At 70.8% G+C, this 20,776-nt stretch carries 19 protein-coding genes; 9 read left to right on the plus strand and 10 right to left on the minus strand.

Features of this window, described 5'->3' with window-relative positions; translation table 11 throughout:
• Nucleotides 1-79 precede the first annotated feature (79 nt).
• Nucleotides 80-2,542: a hypothetical protein gene (locus tag ACIBK1_RS10170; protein ID WP_396733868.1), complete on the minus strand. Its 2,463-nt coding sequence runs from the start codon at nt 2,540-2,542 to the stop codon at nt 80-82.
• 240 nt (nt 2,543-2,782) lie between these two features.
• Between ACIBK1_RS10170 and ACIBK1_RS10175 the strand changes: the two genes are divergently transcribed.
• From ACIBK1_RS10175 to ACIBK1_RS10190, 4 genes are all read left to right on the plus strand, one after another.
• Nucleotides 2,783-3,967, plus strand: a complete 1,185-nt coding sequence (locus tag ACIBK1_RS10175) for a thiolase family protein (RefSeq protein WP_030505437.1) — start codon at nt 2,783-2,785, stop codon at nt 3,965-3,967.
• On the plus strand, nt 3,964-6,069 hold the full coding sequence (locus tag ACIBK1_RS10180) for a 3-hydroxyacyl-CoA dehydrogenase NAD-binding domain-containing protein (protein WP_396733871.1): 2,106 nt from the start codon (nt 3,964-3,966) through the stop codon (nt 6,067-6,069). Before ACIBK1_RS10175 ends, ACIBK1_RS10180 begins: the two co-directional genes overlap by 4 nt.
• Before the next feature lie 149 nt (nt 6,070-6,218).
• A complete protein-coding gene (locus ACIBK1_RS10185; RefSeq protein ID WP_030505439.1) occupies nt 6,219-6,551 on the plus strand; it encodes a DUF6247 family protein in 333 nt (110 codons plus the stop codon).
• Nucleotides 6,552-6,797 carry a hypothetical protein gene (locus ACIBK1_RS10190; RefSeq protein ID WP_030505440.1) on the plus strand — a complete coding sequence of 82 codons (246 nt, stop codon included), beginning with the start codon at nt 6,552-6,554 and terminating at the stop codon, nt 6,795-6,797.
• 17 nt (nt 6,798-6,814) lie between these two features.
• Here the strand turns inward: ACIBK1_RS10190 and ACIBK1_RS10195 are convergent, their stop codons facing one another.
• Together ACIBK1_RS10195 and ACIBK1_RS10200 are read right to left on the minus strand one after the other, a co-directional pair.
• A complete protein-coding gene (locus ACIBK1_RS10195; RefSeq protein WP_030505441.1) occupies nt 6,815-6,994 on the minus strand; it encodes a DUF6461 domain-containing protein in 180 nt (59 codons plus the stop codon).
• 160 nt (nt 6,995-7,154) lie between these two features.
• Nucleotides 7,155-8,228: an alkene reductase gene (locus ACIBK1_RS10200; protein WP_396733875.1), complete on the minus strand. Its 1,074-nt coding sequence runs from the start codon at nt 8,226-8,228 to the stop codon at nt 7,155-7,157.
• A 128-nt stretch (nt 8,229-8,356) separates the two neighbouring features.
• Here ACIBK1_RS10200 and ACIBK1_RS10205 point away from each other — a divergent pair, with 128 nt between their 5' ends.
• Nucleotides 8,357-8,728 carry a MerR family transcriptional regulator gene (locus tag ACIBK1_RS10205; RefSeq protein ID WP_030505443.1) on the plus strand — a complete coding sequence of 124 codons (372 nt, stop codon included), beginning with the start codon at nt 8,357-8,359 and terminating at the stop codon, nt 8,726-8,728.
• A 132-nt stretch (nt 8,729-8,860) separates the two neighbouring features.
• Nucleotides 8,861-9,481 carry a LysE family translocator gene (locus ACIBK1_RS10210; RefSeq protein ID WP_051761141.1) on the plus strand — a complete coding sequence of 207 codons (621 nt, stop codon included), beginning with the start codon at nt 8,861-8,863 and terminating at the stop codon, nt 9,479-9,481.
• Here ACIBK1_RS10210 and ACIBK1_RS10215 read toward each other — a convergent pair.
• Nucleotides 9,447-10,928: an amino acid permease gene (locus ACIBK1_RS10215; RefSeq protein ID WP_030505445.1), complete on the minus strand. Its 1,482-nt coding sequence runs from the start codon at nt 10,926-10,928 to the stop codon at nt 9,447-9,449. The genes ACIBK1_RS10210 and ACIBK1_RS10215 overlap by 35 nt on opposite strands.
• A 66-nt stretch (nt 10,929-10,994) precedes the next feature.
• Nucleotides 10,995-12,908 (minus strand): 1-deoxy-D-xylulose-5-phosphate synthase, encoded by a 1,914-nt coding sequence (gene dxs, locus ACIBK1_RS10220; RefSeq protein WP_030505446.1) that lies wholly within the window; start codon nt 12,906-12,908, stop codon nt 10,995-10,997.
• 237 nt (nt 12,909-13,145) lie between these two features.
• Here dxs and ACIBK1_RS10225 point away from each other — a divergent pair, with 237 nt between their 5' ends.
• Complete coding sequence (locus tag ACIBK1_RS10225) at nt 13,146-13,940, plus strand: neutral zinc metallopeptidase (protein WP_081903187.1); 795 nt, start codon at nt 13,146-13,148, stop codon at nt 13,938-13,940.
• On the opposite strand, the gene ACIBK1_RS10230 is transcribed toward ACIBK1_RS10225, so the two are convergent.
• The 5 genes from ACIBK1_RS10230 to ACIBK1_RS10250 form a co-directional block, all read right to left on the minus strand.
• Nucleotides 13,937-15,157, minus strand: coding sequence for an ROK family transcriptional regulator (locus ACIBK1_RS10230; RefSeq protein ID WP_081903188.1), 1,221 nt, complete (start codon nt 15,155-15,157; stop codon nt 13,937-13,939). The two genes, ACIBK1_RS10225 and ACIBK1_RS10230, sit on opposite strands and share 4 nt — an antisense overlap.
• Before the next feature lie 82 nt (nt 15,158-15,239).
• The gene (locus ACIBK1_RS10235) at nt 15,240-16,487 is read right to left on the minus strand and encodes a sugar ABC transporter permease (protein ID WP_030505449.1); all 1,248 of its coding nucleotides are present in this window, start codon (nt 16,485-16,487) and stop codon (nt 15,240-15,242) included.
• Nucleotides 16,484-17,260, minus strand: a complete 777-nt coding sequence (locus tag ACIBK1_RS10240) for an ATP-binding cassette domain-containing protein (RefSeq protein ID WP_030505450.1) — start codon at nt 17,258-17,260, stop codon at nt 16,484-16,486. The genes ACIBK1_RS10235 and ACIBK1_RS10240 overlap by 4 nt, the downstream gene beginning before the upstream one ends.
• 218 nt (nt 17,261-17,478) lie before the next feature.
• Nucleotides 17,479-18,600, minus strand: a complete 1,122-nt coding sequence (locus tag ACIBK1_RS10245) for a sugar ABC transporter substrate-binding protein (protein WP_030505451.1) — start codon at nt 18,598-18,600, stop codon at nt 17,479-17,481.
• Between the two features lie 593 nt (nt 18,601-19,193).
• Entirely contained in the window at nt 19,194-19,919 is a 726-nt protein-coding gene (locus ACIBK1_RS10250) for a sulfite exporter TauE/SafE family protein (protein WP_396733880.1), read from the minus strand.
• A 176-nt stretch (nt 19,920-20,095) separates the two neighbouring features.
• Between ACIBK1_RS10250 and ACIBK1_RS10255 the strand changes: the two genes are divergently transcribed.
• The gene (locus ACIBK1_RS10255) at nt 20,096-20,410 is read left to right on the plus strand and encodes a hypothetical protein (protein ID WP_143734224.1); all 315 of its coding nucleotides are present in this window, start codon (nt 20,096-20,098) and stop codon (nt 20,408-20,410) included.
• On the plus strand, nt 20,391-20,726 hold the full coding sequence (locus ACIBK1_RS10260; protein WP_030505453.1) for a type II toxin-antitoxin system PemK/MazF family toxin: 336 nt from the start codon (nt 20,391-20,393) through the stop codon (nt 20,724-20,726). The genes ACIBK1_RS10255 and ACIBK1_RS10260 overlap by 20 nt, the downstream gene beginning before the upstream one ends.
• Nucleotides 20,727-20,776 lie beyond the last annotated feature (50 nt).

A 20,776-nucleotide genomic window follows, 5' to 3' on the forward strand; every position in this document is an offset into this window, starting at 1 on the left:
TGTCCTGCCGGTGAGGGACGGATGGAGCAGGCGGAAGCTCCCGGAGGCGCGGCCCTCGCGCCCCCGGGAGCCGTTGTGATCAGACCGCGTCGTCGTCGGTCACGACGAGCCGGGCGAAGCCGTTCCCGATCGTCGCGTTGACCGGCACCGAGGCGACCACCTGGTAGGACTGCGGCGCGGACGCCACCGCGGTGTCACCGTTGACGGGCACCTGGAAGGTCGCCTGCGGGGACCCGGCCGGGATGACGACCTCCTGCGCCGCCGAGCCGATCACCGGGGCGTCCCCGGTCGCGATCGTCTGGATCTGGACCGTCACCGGCGTGGGGCTCTTCTTCGACAGCCGCACCGTCATCGTGGCCGTGCCCGGGCCGTCGCCCTCGTCCACCGTGGCGCCCTCCACCGACACCTGCGGCAGCCTGTCGGTGCGGGCCTCACCCGCGGCGTCCGTGGTGAACGCGACGTCGGCGAGGTAGACCGCGCCCGTCTGAGTCGCACCCGAGATCCGGATCTCGCTGATCTGCTGCGGCTTGACGCCGGTGAGCGAGCTCAGCGGGACGCGTACCGTGCGCAGCCAGGTCTTGGGCAGCGGCGAGGCGGTGCCGGGGAACGCCGTGAGCGCGTCGCTGACCTCGGACACCTTGACCGTGCGGGACGCGCCGTGCTTGTCGACGATCTCGACCGCGAGGTCCACGTCGCCGGTCGCCGTCTCGTCCCTCGCGGTGCGGAAGGTGAGCGCGTCGTAGCGGGAGACGTTCTGGTCCCGCTTGTCGAGCGGCACCGTCACCGTGCCCGTGGGGTCGCTCCAGGAGAACCGCAGCACCGGTGTCGAGGCGACGTTGTTCGCGTACGTCGCGGGCGTCCAGGACGGCGCCTGCGAGGTGGTCAGCGTGGAGGCGCAGGACGGCAGGCCGCTCTGTGGCGAGCGGTCGAGCATTCCGGCGCACACGGCCGCGGTGGCCGAGCCGGTGACCCGCGTGGACGGCGCGAGCGACGTGAAGGAGGCCACGTCGAAGCGCTTGCCGGCGGGCGCCTGGGCGACGGCGTGCACGACGGCCCGTCCGGCGGAGGCGGCGGCGCCGCCACTGCCGTCGAACAGCGGCAGCAGACCCTGCTCGCCGCCCTGGACGAGGCGGAAGAACCCCGCGATGTACGCGGTGCCGACGGCGTACTGCTCGGCGGCGGTCAGCCGCGACGGCGCGGTGCCGCCGCAGACCGGGTCGTTGCGGTTGGACCAGTCGTCGGACGCGGGCGCGTGCGCCACACCCGGGGTCCACTCGGTGTTGAAGAAGTTGTGGTCGGCGCCCATGACCATCAGCGAGGAGCGGAAGGCCGGGTCGTCGTCCTCGGCGTATCGGGAGTCGTCGTAGAAGTGCTGGCCCTGCTGGTTGGAGACGTCCCCGTCGCAGTAGGGCAGGATGACGGCCATCGGCGTGCCGGGCAGGGTCGCCCGCGCGAAGTCCGTCGGCGCGAGCGGGAGCACCGCCCTGATCCCGTACGGCTTGGCCCGGCCCGCGTTCATCAGCGCGGCCTTGACGACGCCCTCGCCTCCGCGCGAGTGTCCCATCAGGCCGACGTCCGCCATGTCGAGGCGGCCCTTGAACAGGCTGACGAGCTTCGCGTCGCCCACACCCCGGTCGGCGTCGGCGAGCAGGTCGAGGTGCCGCATGACGACCTCGCCCCGGGCCAGCGCGCCCCGGTCCTCGCTGTAGGGGTTGTCGGCGGCGTTGACGCCGTTGGCGCTCACCGACACGACGACGTATCCGTTGCTCGCGAGCACGTCGGCGGGGCCGTCGTAGCCCTGGTAGCTGGCGATCGGCTGCTGCCCCGCCGGGCAGGGCCACTGCGTGTTGGACGACGTCCAGGCCGTCGGGTTGTAGCAGGCCGAGTGGCGGCCGTGCAGGAAGACGACCAGCGGGCGCTTGCCGCGGGCGCCGTCCGGCAGGTAGACCTTCGCCCGGATCTCGGCCGGGCGGCCGCCGAGTCCCTCCAGGGTGATGGCGGTGTCGCCGAGGTCGTACTCGTCGTGGGTCACGGCGTACGGACCGGGCGTGGCGGGGTCGACCGGCGCGGGATCCGGCTTGCCGGGCGGGCCGGGCGGATTGCCGGGCTTACCGGGCTTGCCGGGCGGATCGGCGGGCGGATTGCCGGGCGTGGGCGCGGTCCTGCCGGCGGCCGCCGCGGCGGCCTCGGGGGCCTCGCCGTTCCAGGCCACGTCGACGGACGACGCCGTGGCGACGGCGGGGTCGGGGGTGACGAGGGTCAGCGTCATGCCGTCGGGCGACTCCTGGGCCGGGCCGAGCGAGCGGCCGTCCGCCGCGAGCTCGGGGACGGCGTCGCGGACCGGCAGCGGCTTGTTCAGGTGGAGGGTGACCCGGTGGCCGCCGCCGACGGGTTCGACGGTCCAGGCGCCGTCCTCGCCGGACGAGCCGATCGAGCCGGGCGGGGCGGCGTACGCGGTTCCCGCGAGAAGGGGGGTGGACAGGGTCGCGGCCGTGACGGCCGCGGCGAGCGCCTTGGTCCAGGCGCGCACAGGGGAGGGCATGAAGTTCTTCTCCGAGTGCAATGCCCCAAGAAATCCGCTAGCGAGAGCTAGAGGAGTGATTCTTGGGATTTGAGGGGTTGCATCCCGAATGAGATCGCCACCGGGGACCTGCACTGATTCATCCCAGTTGCCGCCCTGTTAACGATCACTCACAAGCACGGTGAACCCACTGATCCCAGTACCGGTTACCGACCAGTAGCATAGAGAGCCGGAAGCTACCGACAAGTAGGAGCGAACCCCGTGCCTGCGTCCCGTGAAGTCGTCTTCGTCGACGGCGTTCGGACGCCTTTCGGCAAGTCGGGCCCGAAGGGCCTGTACGCCGAGACGCGTGCCGACGACCTGGTAGTCCGCGTCATCCGCGAGCTGATGCGGCGCAACCCCGGCCTCCCCCCGGAGCGGGTGGACGAGGTGGCCATCGCGGCCACCACCCAGATCGGCGACCAGGGCCTGACCATCGGCAGGTCCGCGGCGGTGCTCGCCGGTCTGCCGAAGTCGGTCCCCGGCTACGCGATCGACCGCATGTGCGCCGGCGCGATGACCGCCGTGACCACGGTGGCGGGCGGCATCTCCTTCGGCGCGTACGACGTGGCCATCGCCGGCGGTGTCGAGCACATGGGCCGCCACCCCATGGGCGAAGGTGTGGACCCCAACCCCCGGTTCCTGTCCGAGCAGCTCGTGGACGGCTCGGCGCTGGTCATGGGCATGACCGCGGAGAACCTGCACGACCGCTACCCGTCCATCACCAAGGAGCGCGCCGACGCCTTCGCCGTCGCCTCCCAGGAGAAGGTCGCCAAGGCGTACGCCGACGGCAGGATCCAGCGCGACCTCGTGCCGATGGCCACCCGCAAGGCCGCCGAGGGCTGGGGCCTGGCCACCGTGGACGAGGCGCCGCGCCCCGGCACGACGCTTGAGGGCCTGCGCACGCTCAAGACGCCGTTCCGCGCGCACGGACGAGTCACGGCGGGCAACGCCTCCGGCATCAACGACGGCGCGACCGGCTGCATCGTGGCCGCCGAGGACGTGGCCCGGGAGCTGGGCCTGACCCCGCGCATGCGGCTGGTGTCCTACGCCTTCGCCGGCGTGGACCCCGAGGTGATGGGCATCGGGCCGATCCCCTCCACCGAGCGCGCGCTGCGCCTGGCCGGGCTGTCCGTCGACGACATCGGCCTGTTCGAGATCAACGAGGCGTTCGCCGTCCAGGTGCTGGCCTTCCTTGAGCACTTCGGCATCGCCGACGACGACCCGCGCGTCAACCCGTACGGCGGCGCGATCGCGTTCGGCCACCCGCTGGCCTCGTCGGGCGTCCGGCTGATGACGCAGCTCTCGCGCGAGTTCGCCGAGCGTCCCGACGTCCGCTACGGGATCACCACGATGTGCGTCGGCATGGGCATGGGCGGCACCGTCATCTGGGAGAACCTGTCATGAGCACCCTCGACACCAGCAGGGCCCTCCTGGAGGGCAAGAACGCCGACGAGGCCGTCACCAAGGCGCTCGTGCGCGACGTCGAGCTTCCGTACGGCGCGGGCACGATGGCCCTGATCACGCTCGACAACGGCCTCGACCACACCAAGCCGAACACCTTCGGCCCGCACGGCCTGCTCGCGCTGAACGACGCGCTCGACACGATCGCCGCGCGCTCCGATCTCGCGGCCGTCGGCGTCGTCGGCAAGCCGTTCATCTTCGCCGTCGGGGCCGACCTCAAGGGCGCGGCGGCGGTGTCCTCCCGCGAGGAGGCGCTCGCCATCGGGCGGCTCGGGCACCACGTGTTCCGCCGTCTCGGCGAGCTGGACGTGCCGTCGTTCGCGTTCGTCAACGGCGCAGCGATGGGCGGCGGGCTGGAGATCGCCCTGCACTGCACCTACCGCACCGTGTCGTCCGGCGTCCCGGCGATCGCGCTGCCGGAGTGCTTCCTCGGCCTGGTGCCCGGGTGGGGCGGCACCCAGCTGCTCCCCCGCCTGATCGGCCCGGAGAAGGCGCTCAAGCTCGTCATCGAGAACCCCCTGTCGCAGAACCGCATGATCAAGGGCCGGGACGCGTACGCCCTCGGCATCGCCGACGCGATGTTCGAGCCCGCCGACTTCGTCGAGGAGTCGCTGCGGTGGGCCGCCCAGGTGCTGCGCGGCGAGGTGACCGTCGAGCGGGCCGACCACACCGCCGAGGACTGGGCCCCGGTGATCGACCAGGCCAGGACCCTCGTGGACCTCAAGCTGCGGGGGGCCTCCCCCGCGCCGTACCGGGCGCTCGACCTCGTGGCCCTGGCCCGTACGGCGTCGCGCGACGAGGGTTTCGCCGCGGAGGACGAGGCGCTGGCCGACCTGCTCATGAGCGACGAGCTGCGGGCCGGGCTGTACGCCTTCGACCTGGTGCAGCGCCGGGCCAAGCGGCCGGCGGGCGCGCCGGACAGGTCGCTCGCCCGCCCGGTCACCAAGGTCGGCGTGGTGGGCGCCGGGCTGATGGCCTCGCAGCTCGCGCTGCTGTTCGCCCGCCGCCTGGAGGTTCCGGTCGTGCTCACCGACCTCGACCAGGCCCGGCTCGACAAGGGCGTCGGCTACGTCCACGCCGAGGTCGACAAGCTGCTGGGCAAGGGCCGGATCTCCGCCGACCAGGCCAACCGGCTGAAGGGCCTGGTGACCGGGTCGCTGACCAAGGACGCCTTCGCCGACGCCGACTTCGTGATCGAGGCGGTGTTCGAGGACCTCGGCGTGAAGCAGAAGGTCTTCGCCGAGGTGGAGGAGGTCGTCTCCGGCACCTGCGTGCTCGCCACCAACACCTCGTCGCTGTCGGTCACCGACATGGCGGCCGGCCTGCGCCACCCCGAGCGGGTCGTGGGCTTCCACTTCTTCAACCCGGTCGCGGTGCTGCCGCTGCTGGAGATCGTCCGGGGCGCCGCCACCGACGACGCGACGCTGGCCACGGCGTTCGCGGTCGGCAAGACGCTGAAGAAGTCGTGCGTGCTGGTCAAGGACGCGCCCGCGTTCGTCGTCAACCGGCTGCTGACGCGGTTCATGGGCGAGGTCACGGCGGCGGCCGACGAGGGCACCCCGCTGGAGGTCGCCGACCACGCGCTCGACTCGCTCGGCCTGCCGATGACGCCGTTCGCACTCCTCCAGCTCGTCGGCCCGGCCGTCGCGCTGCACGTCGCCGAGACCATGCGCGCGGCGTTCCCGGACCGGTTCGGCGTCTCGGAGAACCTCGCCAAGCTGGTCGCCGCGGGCAAGCCGGGCATGTACGGCCCGGACTTCCAGATCGACCCGGAGGTGCGGACCCTGTTCGAGGGCGGCTCGTCCCCCTCGGCGGCGGAGGAAGTGCGGCTGCGCGCGCTGCGGGCCCTCGCCCAGGAGATCAGGCTCATGCTCGACGAGGGCGTGGTCGCCGCGCCTCAGGACATCGACCTGTGCATGATCCTCGGCGCGGGCTGGCCGTTCCACACCGGTGGCATCACGCCCTACCTCGACCGTACGGGCATCTCCGAGGAGGTCACCGGCTCCCGCTTCCTGGAGCCCGGCGTGGCGTCCGTACCGGCCTGAGCTCTCCTGCCACGAGCCGCCCGGCCCGGCCGCCGCGCCACACCGGCGCGGCGGCCCGGCGTCACGAGTGGCGGCGGCATTCCTGCTCTGCTGGGCCGGAAGATGTCGTCCCTTCTCTGTACGCTCTATAAGCGGGAAGGGAGCAGGCCATGACAGCGCAACCGCACGACTTCATGTCCGGCGAGACGCCATTGCCGGAGAAGAACCTGCGGGCCATACGCTCCGCGTTGATCATCCCTCAGGACCGCGAGGCGTTCGACGCGGGGCTGAAGGCGGTGCTCGACGAGGTCAGGGTCAACCTGGACCTGGGTGCGCTGAACGCCTTCATACACCGGTGGTGGATCTCCGCCTGCGACTCGGTGCGCGATCCCGAGGGCCGCCAGCGGATGCACGAGCGGGCCGAACAGGTCCTTGCCGGCGGACCCCGTCCCGAGGGGAAGCCGTGGCGCGAGATTCTCGCCGCTCGTGGGATCGATGTGTAGGTGTACAAGCTCGCCATCGATCCCATAGCCGAAGAGCAGATCGCAGCGCTGCCTGACGAGGCGTTGCGCCCGCTCGCGGAGTTGTTCACGCTTCTGGAGACCGCCCCGTGGAGCGGGAAACCGTACAATCAGGCCAAGCCGAGATCGAATATGCTCACCCACCCATTCGGCGAACGGGGCCTTGCCACTTACGTCGTCCTGGAAGAGCAGCGTGAGAGCTACCTTGTGCGCATCGAGTGGCCGTAGCCACCGCCGCCAACTGATCACCCGGCCTCACCGGCAAGCGAGCCTCTCCGTTCTCCTGTAGAGACCAGCAGGCGGACATGGTTCGTGTCCAGGAGCCATTCCTCGGTGAGGCGTTCGCCCGTGATGCGCTCAGCCAGGGCCAGGGCGGCGGCCTGGCGGTCAAGAGGCTCGTCCCCAGCCGTGGACGCGACGGGCACCGCATGCGCCGCGTTCAGGCCGGCCGGTTCCTGTCCGGTCTCGACGCTCAGATCGTGGACGACGACCGGCGCCCCGGCCTCGGAGTAGGAGAGCAGATCGGTGCGGGGACCGTACGCTCACCGCCAAGCCGTGCGCCGCGAAGTGCGGTTCCGTACGCGGTCAGGCCGCGTGGCGGTAGGCGGGGTAGGTGAGGTAGCCCGCGTCGCCGCCCTGATACCAGGTGGACTCGTCGTCCGGCGCGATGGGAAGCCCCTGGCGCAGCCGCTCCACCAGGTCGGGGTTGGCGATGAACGCGCGGCCGAAGCTGATCAGGTCGGCGCCGAGCCCCAGCCAGTGATCGGCCGCGGCCTTGTCCGCCTTCCGGGGACCCATCGGGAGGACCGGGTTGACGATGAGCGTGCCGGGCCAGGCCTTGCGCAGTTCGACCAGCACGTCCTCGTCCGTGGTGGCCTCAAGGTGAATGTAGGCCAGGTCCAGGGGAGCCAGCTCGGCGAGCAGCGCGCCGTACAGCTCGGGCACGTCGCTCTCCTCCGCGCCCCAGAAGCCCGCGCCCGGCGAGAGCCGGATGCCCGTGCGGTCGCCGCCCACCGCCTCCATGGTCGCTGTCACCGCCTCCACGGCGAAGCGGATGCGGCCCGCGATCGACCCGCCGTACGCGTCGGTGCGCAGGTTGGCGGTGCTCGACAGGAACTGGGAGATGAGATATCCGTTCGCGCCGTGCAGTTCCACGCCGTCGAAGCCCGCGTCGACGGCTCGCACAGCGGCCCGCGCGTAGGACAGGGCGTGCTCGGGCACCTCGGTGGTCTCCAGGGCCCTCGGCACGGGCGCCGGCTTGGGCCCCGACGGGGTGAACACCTCGCCGGGAGCGGGGACGGCCGAGGGGCCCACGGGCTGCATCCCGGTGGTGTCGGGGTGGGAGACGCGGCCCCCGTGCATGATCTGCGCGAAGACGCGGCCGCCGTTGGCGTGGACGGCGTCGGTGACCGGCCGCCACGACGCGACCTGCTCGTCGGTGTGCAGCCCCGGGGTGCCCGGATTGGACTGCCCCACGAGGCTCGGCTGCACCCCCTCGGTCACGATGAGCCCGGCGGTGGCGCGCTGGGCGTAGTAGACCGCCATCGAGGGTGTCGCCAGGCCGCCCGCGGCCGCACGGACGCGGGTCATCGGGGCCATCACCACACGGTTGGGCAGGGTCAGCGAACCGAGCCGGTAGCGGTCGAAAAGGGTCGTCATTCCTACGTGCCTTTCCAGACGTTCCTGCGGATGGTCGCGTCCGCCGGCTGGACACGCGACTACGCTAAGACCTGACATTGACGTCAGATGCAAGTGTTTGAGCCGAGTTTTCGACAGGAGGCACGACGATGCGGATCGGCGAGCTGGCGGCGCGGGCCGGGGTGAGCGTCCGTTCCCTGCGCTACTACGAGGAGCAGGGCCTGCTGACCAGCACGCGCAGCCTCAGCGGTCAGCGCCACTACACCGACGACGAGGTCGAGCGCGTACGGCTCATCCAGCGCATGTACGGCGCGGGGCTCTCCAGCCGGACGATCGCCGAAGTGCTCCCCTGTGTCGACACGCCGAGCGAGCAGAACTCCGACGAGGCGTTCGAGCGCCTGGTCCAGGAGCGGGACCGGATCAGCCGGCACATCGACGAACTCGCCGAGGCCCGCGACGCCCTCGACCGGCTCATCGAGGTCAACCGTGTCCACCGTGCCCAGCAGCTGACGCCTCGCTGAATCGGCCGGGTCCGTCCCGGAACACTCGTCAGAGGCCGGCCGGGGGCCGGAGGTTCGCCCAAGGCAGGCCGCGTGCTCGCCCTGACCGGCCGACGATAGCCTCTCGTGCGGACGAAACGGGAGGTTAGCGGCGTGACGGAACTGCTGATGGGGCTCAGCCTCGGTCTGGGGGCGGGAGTCACGCCGGGCGCGCTGCTGACGCTCGTCATCACGGCGAGCCTGCGCGGCGGGTTCCGCTCGGGAGTGCGCCTGGCCTGCGTGCCCTTGCTGTCCGACCTGCCCGTGGTGCTGCTCGCCGTGACGGCGGTCGGGGCGCTGCCGCAGGTGCTCCTGCGCGTGCTGTCGGTCGGAGGCGGGCTCTACGTCGTGTACCTGGGCGTGGAGACGCTGCGCGAGGCCCGTACGGCCCTGCCGCCCCACCCCGGCGAGGACGCGCCGTCCTCGGCCCAGGAGGTCCTGCGGGGCGTGGTGGTGAACCTGCTCAACCCGCACCCCTGGCTGTTCTGGATCGCGGTGGGCTCACCGATCTTCGTCTCCGCGTGGGATCACGCCCCGGCGTACGCGCTGGTCTTCGTGGGCGGGTTCTATCTGGTCCTGGTGGGCTCCAAGGTGGCACTGGCGGGGGCCGTGGGGGCCGGCCGGCATCGGCTGACCCCCCGCGGCTATCGCCTGCTGCTGGGCGCGAGCGGCGCGCTGCTGGCCGTCGTCGGCGCCGTGCTCACCGTTCGAGGACTGCTTCCCCAGGGGTTGTAGCGGCCACCCTGCTGCGGCGGCGGCCGTACAGGAAGTAGACGACGGCGCCGACGACCATCCACGCGAAGAACCGGATCCAGGTCTCCACGGGCAGGTTGAGCATCAGGTAGGCCGAGGCCAGCACCGACAGGATCGGCACCACCGGCACGAACGGCGTGCGGAAGGAGCGGGGCAGGTCGGGGCGGGTCCTGCGCAGCACCACCACCGCCACCGCGACGATCACGAACGCGAACAGCGTGCCGATGTTCACCAGCTCCGCGATGGCGCTCAGCGGGATCATCGCGGCGAGCAGCGCGGTGGCGGCGCCGATGACGATCGTGATCCGGTACGGCGTGCGGAACGTCGGGTGGACCTTGGCGAGGGACCTGGGCAGCAGGCTGTCGCGGCACATCGCGAACAGCACCCGGCTCTGGCCCAGCATGAGGATCATCACGACGGTGGTGAGCCCGGCGATGGCTCCGACGCTGATCAGCGTCGCCATCCAGGGCTGGCCCACCGACCGGAACGCGTCGGCGAGCGGGGCCGACGCGCTGAGCTCCGAGTAGTGCTGCATGCCGACGACCACGAGCGAGACCGCCACGTAGAGGATCGTGCAGACGACCAGCGAGGCGATGATCCCGATGGGCAGGTCGCGCTGCGGGCGGCGGGTCTCCTCGGCCGCGGTCGCCACGACGTCGAAGCCGATGTAGGCGAAGAACACCAGGGCGGCGGCGGTGAAGACGCCGAAGACGCCGTACGCGACCGGCTCCACGCCGAACAGCACCTGGATGAGGGGGGCCTTCATGCCCTCCCCTGCGGCCATGTGGTGGGACGGTGGGACGAACGGCCGGTAGTTGGCCCCCTTGATGAAGAACAACCCGGCGATGATCACGAGCAGCACGACGGCCAGCTTGACCGCCACCATGGCGCCGTTGAACCGGGCCGACATCTTGATCCCGGCCACCAGCACCCCGGTCAGCACGATCACGATCAGCGCCGCCGGGATGTTGAACACGGCCTCGTCCCCGGCGATGGACGACGGCAGGTAGATCCCGAAGTTCTTCAGCAGCGAGGCGAAGTAGCCCGACCAGCCCGAGGCGACCACCGCCGCCCCCAGCGCCAGCTCCAGCATCAGGTCCCAGCCGATGATCCAGGCCGGGAACTCGCCGATCGTGGCGTACGCGTAGGTGTAGGCCGAGCCGGCGACCGGGACCGTGGCGGCGAACTCGGCGTAGCACAGGGCGGCGAGCGCGCACACGATTCCGGCGACCACGAAGGAGATCGCGACGGCCGGACCGGCCGTGTTGCGCGCCGCCACGCCGGTCAGCACGAAGATGCCGGTGCCCACGATGACGCCGATGCCGAAGACGGTGAGATCGAGCGCGCTCAGGCTGCGTCTGAGCCGATGCTCGCCGCCTTCGGCATCCTCAATCGACTGTTCGACCGGCTTCGTCCGGAAAAGGCTCATCCGCAGGCTCCTCATCACGTCGATGACCTGCAGACTTCCCGGTCACACCGGTATTACTCCTGGTTATCAATCCGTGGGCTGCACGAGCCGCGCCGGATGGCTCTCCATCACCTGCGACCTGCGCGCCACGGCCTCGGTGATCTGACGCGCGAGGTCCTGCCCGGTCAGGCCGATCTCGGAAAGGATCTTGACCCGCTTGGCGTGATCGAGGAAGCGCTGGGGGATGCCGTAGGTCCGCACCGGCACGTCCACGTCGGCGTCGCGCAGCAGGCGCGCCACGGCGTCGCCCACGCCGCCGACCCGGCCGTTGTCCTCCACCACGACGACCAGCTTGTGCGCGGCGGCGGCCAGCACCAGCGCCTCGTCCAGCGGCTTCACCCAGCGCGGGTCCACCACGGTGGCCGAGATGCCCTGCGCGTCGAGGAGGGTGGCGGCCTCCATGCAGACCTCGGCCATCGGGCCGACCGCGACCAGCAGCACGTCGGCGTCGCCGGTGCGGAGCACGTCCATCTCGCCGAGCTTGCCGACGGCCTCCACGTCCTTGGGCAGGGCGCCCTTGGGGAAACGGATCACCGACGGGCCGTCCTCGATCGCGACCGCCTCGGCCAGCAGCTCGCGCAGCCGCGCGCCGTCGCGAGGGGCGGCGACCGACAGCCCGGGGATCACCTGGAGGATCGACAGGTCCCACATGCCGTTGTGGCTCGGCCCGTCGTCGCCGGTGACCCCGGCCCGGTCGAGCACGACGGTGACCGGCTGCCGGTGCAGCGCCACGTCCATCAGGAGCTGGTCGAAGGCCCGGTTGAGGAAGGTCGCGTAGACCGCCACGACCGGGTGAAGACCGCCCATCGCGAGCCCCGCGGCACTGGTCAGGGCGTGCTGCTCGGCGATGCCCACGTCGTAGATGCGGTCCGGGTACGCCTCGGCGAACGCCGCCAGGCCGGTGGGGTGGAGCATCGCCGCGGTGATCGCGACGACGTCCTTTCGCTCGGCGCCGACCTTGACCATCTCGTCGCTGAACACGTTGGTCCAGCTGTGCGGCTTGGGCCGCTCCTCGCCGGTCTCGATGTCGAAGGGCTGCGGCGAGTGGAAGCAGTCCTCGTCGTGGTTCTCCGCGTGGCTGTAGCCGTTGCCCTTGCGGGTGAGCACGTGGACGATGACGGGCCCGCGGAAGCCCCTGGCGCGGCGCAGCGCGGCCTCCACCGCGCCCTCGTCGTGGCCGTCGATCGGGCCGACGTACTTCAGCCCGAGGTCCTCGAACATGACCTGCGGGGTCAGGATGTCCTTCAGGCCCTTCTTGATGCCGTGCAGCGTGTCGTACAGCGGCGCGCCGACCACGGGCACCCGGCCGAGGTTGTTCTTCACCAGTTCGAGCACGTGCTCGTAGCCCTGGCTCATCCGCAGGGACGACAGGTGGGAGGCGAGGCCGCCGATCGTCGGCGAGTAGGAGCGGCCGTTGTCGTTGACCACGATGATCAGCGGCAGGTCCTTGCGCCCGGCGATGTTGTTCAGCGCCTCCCAGGCCATGCCGCCGGTCAGCGCGCCGTCGCCGATCACCCCGACCACCGTGTGGTCCGCGTCGCCGCGCAGTACGAGCGCCTTGGCCAGCCCGTCGGCGTACGACAGGACGGTGGAGGCGTGCGAGTTCTCGATGAAGTCGTGCTCCGACTCGGCCCGGCTGGGGTACCCCGACAGGCCGCCCTCCTGCCGCAGCGTGCCGAACTGGCCGGCCCGCCCGGTCAGCAGCTTGTGCACGTACGACTGGTGGCCGGTGTCGAACAGGATCGGGTCGCGCGGCGAGTCGAAGACCCTGTGGAGGGCGATGGTCAGCTCGACGACGCCGAGGTTGGGCCCGAGGTGGCCTGCGTTCCTCGCGACTGTGGAGACCAGCAGATCGCGGATCTCCGCCGCTAGCGCGGGCAACTCCCCGGCCTCAAGACGCTTCACGTCGAGCGGGTCCTTGATCGTCTCCAGAATCCCCACCGCTCATCCTTCCCGCTCGCCATCGAACGGATCGAGTCTAGTTCGAGGAAGGTGCGGGGGTATCAGGGGTTGCACCGAACCTCCACAAGACCTTCCCGGCGCCGACATCGATTCCGCTTTACCCGTCGCCGCCTCCTGCCCTACCCTCATGATCCCCTAGAAGGAAAGTCCGCGTTACCGGATATTCGGGCGATTCGCCACATTCCTGACTATCTCTCTGTCCGCTTGGGATGCCCAATGATGATTCGCATAAGCCTCCGGGCGGCCGCCGTCATGGTCACGGCGGTGGCGGGAGCCCTGTCCCTCACCGGCACGGCGGGCGCCTCCGGCGCCTCGGCGCGGCCCGTGCCCACCGGCCCGGGAGCGCTGACGAGGAACCCGCTCTACGCCACGGGCGCCTTCGAGTCCTCGGAGTGCACCGAGCCGGCCCGGTGGGCCGACGACCTCGACTCCTACCGGGCCTACCTGGACGACCTGCTCGGCTGCCTCGACCGGACCTGGCGCGAGAGGTTCCGGCAGGCCGGACTGCGGTTCTCCCCGCCCAAGGTGCGTTACATCACGAAGAGCGTGTACACGGGCTGCGGCCAATTCGTGGCGAGCTACGCCGCGGCCCTGTACTGCCCCGCGAACACGACGATGTGGATCATGCTGTCCAAGGAGGAGCTGTCGGACCGCATGGGGTTCGATCTCTTCACGATCGTCGCCCACGAGTACGGCCACCACGCGCAGGACCGCGCCGGCATCCTGGCCGAGTTCGAGCGGCGGTTCCGCACGCTGAGCGGGAAGCGGGCCCACGACCTCAACCGCCGCATCGAGCTGCAGGCCGACTGCTTCTCCGGAGCCTTCGTCCGCAGCGTCTGGAACTCGCTCGGCCGCGACCGGCACGACTGGGACGAGCAGCTCGAGGAGGTCGAAGGCGACATGTGGCACGGCAAGACGCGCAACATCCGCTACTGGCTCACGCGCGGCTGGTCGGGTCGCGGCCCGAAGGCCTGCGACACCTTCTCCGCCCCCGCCTCCAGGGTCGCCTAGCCGCCGAAGGGGGCCGGGGCCACTCGGGACAGCGCCTCGAGGGGGTCGGCGAGCACCTGGGCGAAGGCCAGCTCGGCGGCCCCCATCAGCGTCGCGTCGTCGCCCAGGGCCGTTGTGCGCAGCCGCACCTGCTCCCGCGTCGCGCGCAGGGTGCCGGTGGCGATCCGGCTGCGCACCTGGGCGGCCGAGCCTAGATAGATCTCCCGCAGGATGCCGCCGAAGACGACCATCTCGGGGTTGAAGACGTTCACCAGGGTGGCCACGCCGAGCCCGAGCCAGTTGCCCACGTGGGCGAGGGCCTCCTGGGCCATCACGTCGCCCCGGTCGGCCGCGTCGACGACGGCGCGGACCGCGTCCCTGCCGATCATCTCGCCGTACCGGCCGGCGTGCTCCATCAGGGCGGGCTCCCCCACCTCGGCCTCCAGGCAGCCGCGCGAGCCGCAGGCGCACGGGCGGCCGTCGGGGTTGACCACCATGTGGCCCACCTCGCCGCCGTACCCGCCGTACCCCCCGAGAAGCTGGCCGTTCACGATGATCCCGCCGCCGATGCCCACGTCGCCGTGCAGGTAGATCAGGTCGCGGCAGCCCGCGCCGATCCCGCGGGTGTGCTCGGCGAGCGCGCCGAGGTTGGCCTCGTTGCCCACCGCCACGGGCAGCCCGAGCGCGAGCCGCTTGGTCAGCTCCTCCCCCAGCGGCACCTCGAACGCGCCGATGTTCGGCCCGATCCTGACCACGCCGTCGGAGGCGCGGACCACCCCGGAGACCGCCGCCGCCGCGCCGACGCAGATCGTGTCCTCGCGCGTCCTGCGCCGCATCTGCCGGGCGAAGCCCGCCAGCGTCCCCACGACCTGCGCCATGTCGAACGGCCCGCGCGCCCGCACGGCCTCCCGGCGGTCGAGGATCACACCGCCGAGGCCGATGCGCGCGGCGGCCAGCCGGTCGACTCCGACCTCGAAGGCGAGGACGTAGACGCGGGCCGTCTCCGGGCGGACGACCAGCGACGGCCGCCCCGCCCGGCCGGTGTCCTTGGGCAGTTCCTCCCTGACGAGGCCGGCCGCCGTCAGGTCCGCCGTGAGCGCCATGATGGTGCTCCGGTTCAACCCCATCAGCGAGGTCAGCTCGGCCCGTGAGGTCGGCCCTCCGAGATGGACGTGCCGCAGCAGCGTCCCGAGGTTGTGCTTGCGGATCTCCTCCTGTGAGGGACCGGCGCGCATCATCGGGGCAGCCTCGGATTTCGTGGGGTCGGGGGGAACCTGACCAGGTCAGGGGGCGGAGATCACCTTATCGGTCCCGATCACGTCATCTTCTGCCGGTCGCCGCCGCGCGCTTCCTCGACAGCGCGTCCACGCCCGCGGCGAGCAGGAGCACCGAGCCGGTCACGACGAACTTGACGCCGGCGCTGTAGCCCATGAGGCCCATGCCGTTCTCGATGACCGCGACCACCGCGCCGCCGAGCAGCGCGTCGAGCGCCCGGCCCTTGCCGCCGAAGAGGCTGGTGCCGCCGATGACGGCCGCGCCCACCGCGAACAGCAGCACGTTGCTGCCGCCGGTGTTGGGGTCGACCGAGTTGGCCCGCGACGCCGCGATGATGCCGCCGAGCGAGGCCATGAAGGAGCAGATGACGAAGGCGGAGATGCGGATGCGGTCCACGTTGATGCCGGCCCGGCGGGCGGCCTCGGCGTTGCCGCCGACCGCGTAGATGTGCCGGCCGTACGCCGTGCGCCGCAGCACGAAGGTCCAGACGATCAGCAGGATCACGATCAGCGGGACGACGATCGGCACGCCCTTGAGCGACACGAGCGCCGCGTTGCGGCTGCGCTCCACGTTGAGCACGTACACCGCGAACCCGGCGACCACGGCGAGCGTCACGACCCGGGCGGCGATGACCGCGATCGGGGTGGCGACCAGGCCGCGTGCCGCGCGGCGGCGGGCCTGCACGAGCTGGATCGCGGCGTACGCGATGACGCCCACGGCCAGCGCGGCCCAGCCGGCGGCGGGCGGGACGTTCTTGTTGGCGATCGCGAGGATCGTCTCGTCGCGGATCGAGATGTTGGTGCCGTCCTTCACCAGCAGCAGGACGACGCCCTGGAAGGCCAGGAACGCGGCCAGCGTGACCACGAAGGACGGGATGCCGAGTTTGGCCACCAGCGACCCGAGCACCAGGCCGATGACCGCGCCGGTGACCATCGCGGCCAGGACCGCGAGATACCAGGGCCAGCCCTGCAGGGTGAGCAGCACGGCGAGGACCGCCGCGCAGACGCCGCTCGCGAAACCGGCGGACAGGTCGATCTCACCGAGGAGGAGCACGAAGATCAGGCCCATGGCGATGACGGCGACCGCCGCGCCCTGGGTGAAGAGGTTGGCGAAGTTGACCGCCGACAGGAAGGCGGGGCGCAGAACCGAGAAGACCACGCAGAGGATGACGAGGCCGAAGACCGCGGGAAGCGCCCCCAGCTCACCGCCCTTGATCCGCTCGAGGTAGCCCTTGACGTGCACACCGAGCGAGGACTCGGCGTTCTCCTGCTTGGGGAGCGTTTCGGTTGTCATGATGCCGCTCCGTTGCCGTTCTTGAGCCCGAGCTCCCCGCTGCGCCCGGAGGTGATCAGTTCCACGATCTGCGCGTGGGTCACTTCGGATGCCTTGACCTGGGCCGCCATCCGTCCCAGGTACAGCGCCGCGATCCGGTCGGACACAGCGAAGACGTCGTTCATGTTGTGGGAGATGAGCACCACCGCGAGACCCTTGTCGGCCAGGCGGCGGACCAGTTCGAGCACCTGCGCGGTCTGCGCGACGCCGAGGGCGGCGGTCGGCTCGTCGAGGATGACGACCTTGCTGTTCCAGAGCACGGCCTTGGCGATCGCCACGGTCTGCCGCTGACCGCCGGACAGGCTGGAGACGTGCTGGCGCAGCGACTTGACGGTGCGAACCGACAGGCCGGCCAGGGTCTTGGCCGCCATCTCCTCCATCGTGTCCTCGTCCAGCACCAGACCGCTGCGGCGCTCCCGGCCGAGGAACATGTTCTGCACGATGTCGAGGTTGTCGCAGAGGGCGAGGTCCTGGTAGACGATCTCGACGCCCAGCGCCGCCGCGTCCCTCGGCCCGCTCACGTGGACCCGCTCGCCATCGAAGAAGTACTCGCCCGAGTCGATCGGGTGGATGCCGCCGATGCACTTGACCAGCGTCGACTTGCCGGCGCCGTTGTCGCCGACGAGTGCTGTCACCTCGCCCGGGTAGGCCGAGAAGGCGACGTCGTGAAGGACCTGCACGGGGCCGAAGCTCTTGTTGATGCCGCGCAGTTCCAGGATCGGTCCCTGGGACACGATGGGCTACTCCGTAGATCGATGGGGCCGGTACGGCGCCGTTCTCCGGGCCGCCTCTCGTCGCTCCGGGCGGTGCGGGGCGCACTGTCCTTCCGGGACAGGTCGTCTCGGGACCGTGTCTTCATGACAGTGCGCCCCGCACGGTGCTCGTCGCGGCTCAGCACGTCGCCCGCTCAGGGGGGTCCGCGTCGCCGTACGCACCCGGTGGATGGATGTGCTTAGCTGATGCCGGCCTCGGTGCACTTGTCGGCGAACTCGCCGGTGCACAGCTCGTCCTTGCTCACGAAGCCGTCGGCCACGACGTCCTTGACGTTGTCAAAGAAGATGGCCTGGGGCTCCAGCAGCACGGACGGGACGTCGCGGTTGCCCTCGGTGTCCTTGACCGTGCCGCTCGCCTGCGGCTGCTCGCCCTTGGCCAGCGAGACCGCGAGCTGCGCGGCCGCGTCGGCCTCCTTCTTGATGGCCTTGTAGACCGTCATGCACTGGTCGCCGGCGAGGATGTTCTGCAGGCCCTGCACGGTGGCGTCCTGGCCGGTGACCGGGACCTTGCCGTTCAGCTTCTGCTTCTTCAGCACCGAGATCGCGGCGTTGCCGAGGCCGTCGTTGGCGGCCAGGACACCGGCGATCTTCGGCTCCTGGGTCAGCATCTGCTCGAAGATCGTGCCGGCCTGAGTGTTGTCCCAGTCCGGAACCGACTGGTCCGGGCCCTTCTTGTAGTCGCCGGAGTCGTACTTCGGCTGCAGCACGCCGTCATAGCCCTGCTTGAACAGCGTGGCGTTGTTGTCGGTCGGCGAGCCGTTCAGCTCGGCGATGATCGGCTTGTCGGCCTTCTTGTCGGTCAGGCACTTGACCAGGCCCTCGCCCTGCAGCTTGCCGACCGCCGTGTTGTCGAACGACACGTAGTAGGAGGCGCTGCCGCCGAGCGTGAGGCGGTCGTAGTCGATCGTCGCGACGCCCTGCGACTTGGCCTTGTCCAGCACGGCCTTGCCGGTGCCGCTGTCCAGGTTGACGATCATCAGGACGGTCGCGCCGTTGGTGATCATCTGGTCCGCGATCGTCTGGAACGCGGTCTTGTCGCCCTGGGCGTTCTGGATGTCCGACTGCACGCCCGCGGCGTCGAACGCCTCCTGGAGGTACTTCCGGTCGGCGGTCTCCCACCGGGCGGAGGACTTGCTGTCCGGCAGGATGACGCCGATCTTGCCGGGCTTGGCGTCGCCGGCGGCGGCCGAGGGGGCGCCGCTGGACTCCGCGGAGGTGTCACCGCTCTCGCCCCCGCAGGCGGTGAGACCGAGGGTGAGCGCCGCGGCGGCGGCGCCGATGCTGAGGATCCCCTTGCGCATGATGCGTGGGTCCTTTCTTTGACTGGGGGTCTATGAGGGGGTGCGGCCGAGCCGGTGCCCCTTCCCGCCGTCTGGGCAGATCTCGTGGGCTGTAGGCACCTTGGCCACCCGGTACGGCAGGGGCCGGGTCACGGCGTTCACCGCTCCAGGGAATGTTGTTTGAGACAACGTAAGCCCAAAGCCCAGGTGGTGAAAGACACAGGACGGTAACGTTTGTTGTTCGCGGTAACAATGAAGAAACGTACGATCAACATCGGCCGCGCTCCGTCGCGCCCGGCTCGACGGATGATCGTGAACACGTCCGTGACCCCGATGCGCCTACCGCCGGCGGAGACGCTCGCGCGTACGGCGGAGGGGCCCGCGACGCGGGGGCCGGCGACGCCTCCGCCCGTTCTGTCCCGCCGGTCGCTCAGCCGCCGCGCCGGGGGCCGTGAGGTCGTGCGCGACCTGTCGCCGGATATCGCGCCGGGCGGGCGCGTCGCCCTCGCCGGTCCCTCCGGCCCGGGAAGACTACCCTGCCGACCAGGCTCGGCGGACCGCCGGAGCCCGCCGGCGGCCGCCTGCCGTCCGGCGATCGGGCACAGGAGGCGCGCTCAGTGCGCGAGGCTCTGCCCGAGCAGCGCGCAGGCGGAGACGGCGGCCACGGTCAGGACGGCCGTACGCAGCCGCCCGCCGTCGAGGTATCGGCGCAGCGGCCCCGAGGCCGCGAAGCCGAGCAGGACGAAGGGCACGAGCGCCACCCCCGCGGCCAGGGCGCGCCCCGGGAGCCTGCCGAGGAGCGCGAGGATGACGAGCGACTGCGCGGCGCTCACGCAGAAGAACATGGCCAGTGTCGCCCGGATCTGCGGGCCGCGTGCGCTCTGGTAGACCAGGGCGATCGGCGGGCCGCCGATCCCGGTGGCCGTGCCGGTGATCCCCGACAGGAACCCGGCCGCCGTGAGCGTCGCGCCGTTGCGCGGCACGGACACGGCGCGGGCCGTCAGCACGACCGCGACCAGCACCATCACGCCGACCAGCACGCCGAGCGTCGCCGTGCTCACGTAGACGACCACGAGGGCGCCGATCGCGCTTCCCGGCAGCCGCCCCAGCAGGGCCCACCCCGCTCCCCGCCACTCGGCCCTGCGCCACTCCCTGGCCAGGGTGAACAACGGCATCGCCATGTTGACGACCTGGACCGCCCCCGGCATGACCGAGGGATCGAGCAGCGTGATCAGGGGTGCCGCGACCAGGCCCAGGCCGAACCCCACCCCGCCCTGCACGACCGCCCCGATGAAGACGGCCACTCCCGCGAGGAGCAGCAACGCCACGTCGTGATCCATGGGCCGGACCCTAGCGGTGCCCCGGTTCCGCCCGGCAACCGGTTATCGGGCCCGAGAACTCGGACAATCACCGTCAGTAACTGAAATATGTTGCGAGAGTAATCGGAGCCTTCGTAGACTCCCACGTGGCGACATCGCCATAGCGCTTTTTGTAGACAGGATCGTAGCCTCGCGGTATGGGGAGCGAGCAACGCCACACGACGATCCGGGTCAGCACTCTTACTCGCGACAAACTCGCGGCGATCGCCAAACAGGAAGGCAGACCCATGACAGCAGTGATCGACGACGCCGTCGCCGAGTACGAACACAAGAAGTTCTGGGAAGAGATGCGAGCAGCGGTCGAACGGACCCGGCGCGAGGACCCCGAGGGCTGGGCCGATCACCTGGCGGAGACAGCCGCCTTCGACCGGGCCGCTCCAGACGGTCTCGAGCCGGAGGACTGGTCCTCCCACCTGCCCCCGAAGGAGGACGATGCGGATAACCCGCGGTGACCTCTGGCTCGCCGACTACGGTCAACCGACGGGCCGAGAGCAGGGCGGGCCGAGACCGGTGGTGGTCATGAGCGGCCGCGCGATCAACGACGTGCGGATGGGCTTGGTTTTCACCGTGCCGCTGACCACCACCGAGCGCGGCTGGCCCAGCCATGTCGAGATCGCCCCCGGCACGGGTTTGGAGAAGCAGAGCTGGGCGATGGTGGAGCAGTTCCGCGCCATCTCCGTGCGGCGGCTGACCAGGAGGATCGGCTGGGTGGAGGAGCCGACGCTCGAGAAGATGCGCGTCGTCCTGAGCCATCTCATCAGGGCGTAGGCGAGCCGCCTGAGCGGCTCCCATGCCCGCAGGACGGAAGCGTGAGGTGC

Source organism: Microbispora rosea (assembly GCF_044460045.1).
GTDB classification, from domain to species: Bacteria; Actinomycetota; Actinomycetes; order Streptosporangiales; family Streptosporangiaceae; genus Microbispora; species Microbispora rosea.

What these genes read in the sequence shown, in the direction of transcription:
- ACIBK1_RS10260 (WP_030505453.1), top strand. Translation starts at nt 20,391, where the DNA reads ATGCGGATAACCCGCGGTGACCTCTGGCTCGCCGACTACGGTCAACCG.
- ACIBK1_RS10235 (WP_030505449.1), bottom strand. Translation starts at nt 16,487, where the DNA reads ATGACAACCGAAACGCTCCCCAAGCAGGAGAACGCCGAGTCCTCGCTC.
- ACIBK1_RS10225 (WP_081903187.1), top strand. Translation starts at nt 13,146, where the DNA reads ATGATGATTCGCATAAGCCTCCGGGCGGCCGCCGTCATGGTCACGGCG.
- ACIBK1_RS10255 (WP_143734224.1), top strand. Translation starts at nt 20,096, where the DNA reads ATGGGGAGCGAGCAACGCCACACGACGATCCGGGTCAGCACTCTTACT.
- ACIBK1_RS10245 (WP_030505451.1), bottom strand. Translation starts at nt 18,600, where the DNA reads ATGCGCAAGGGGATCCTCAGCATCGGCGCCGCCGCCGCGGCGCTCACC.
- ACIBK1_RS10180 (WP_396733871.1), top strand. Translation starts at nt 3,964, where the DNA reads ATGAGCACCCTCGACACCAGCAGGGCCCTCCTGGAGGGCAAGAACGCC.
- ACIBK1_RS10230 (WP_081903188.1), bottom strand. Translation starts at nt 15,157, where the DNA reads ATGATGCGCGCCGGTCCCTCACAGGAGGAGATCCGCAAGCACAACCTC.
- ACIBK1_RS10250 (WP_396733880.1), bottom strand. Translation starts at nt 19,919, where the DNA reads ATGGATCACGACGTGGCGTTGCTGCTCCTCGCGGGAGTGGCCGTCTTC.
- ACIBK1_RS10185 (WP_030505439.1), top strand. Translation starts at nt 6,219, where the DNA reads ATGACAGCGCAACCGCACGACTTCATGTCCGGCGAGACGCCATTGCCG.
- ACIBK1_RS10205 (WP_030505443.1), top strand. Translation starts at nt 8,357, where the DNA reads ATGCGGATCGGCGAGCTGGCGGCGCGGGCCGGGGTGAGCGTCCGTTCC.
- ACIBK1_RS10215 (WP_030505445.1), bottom strand. Translation starts at nt 10,928, where the DNA reads ATGAGCCTTTTCCGGACGAAGCCGGTCGAACAGTCGATTGAGGATGCC.
- ACIBK1_RS10200 (WP_396733875.1), bottom strand. Translation starts at nt 8,228, where the DNA reads ATGACGACCCTTTTCGACCGCTACCGGCTCGGTTCGCTGACCCTGCCC.
- ACIBK1_RS10170 (WP_396733868.1), bottom strand. Translation starts at nt 2,542, where the DNA reads ATGCCCTCCCCTGTGCGCGCCTGGACCAAGGCGCTCGCCGCGGCCGTC.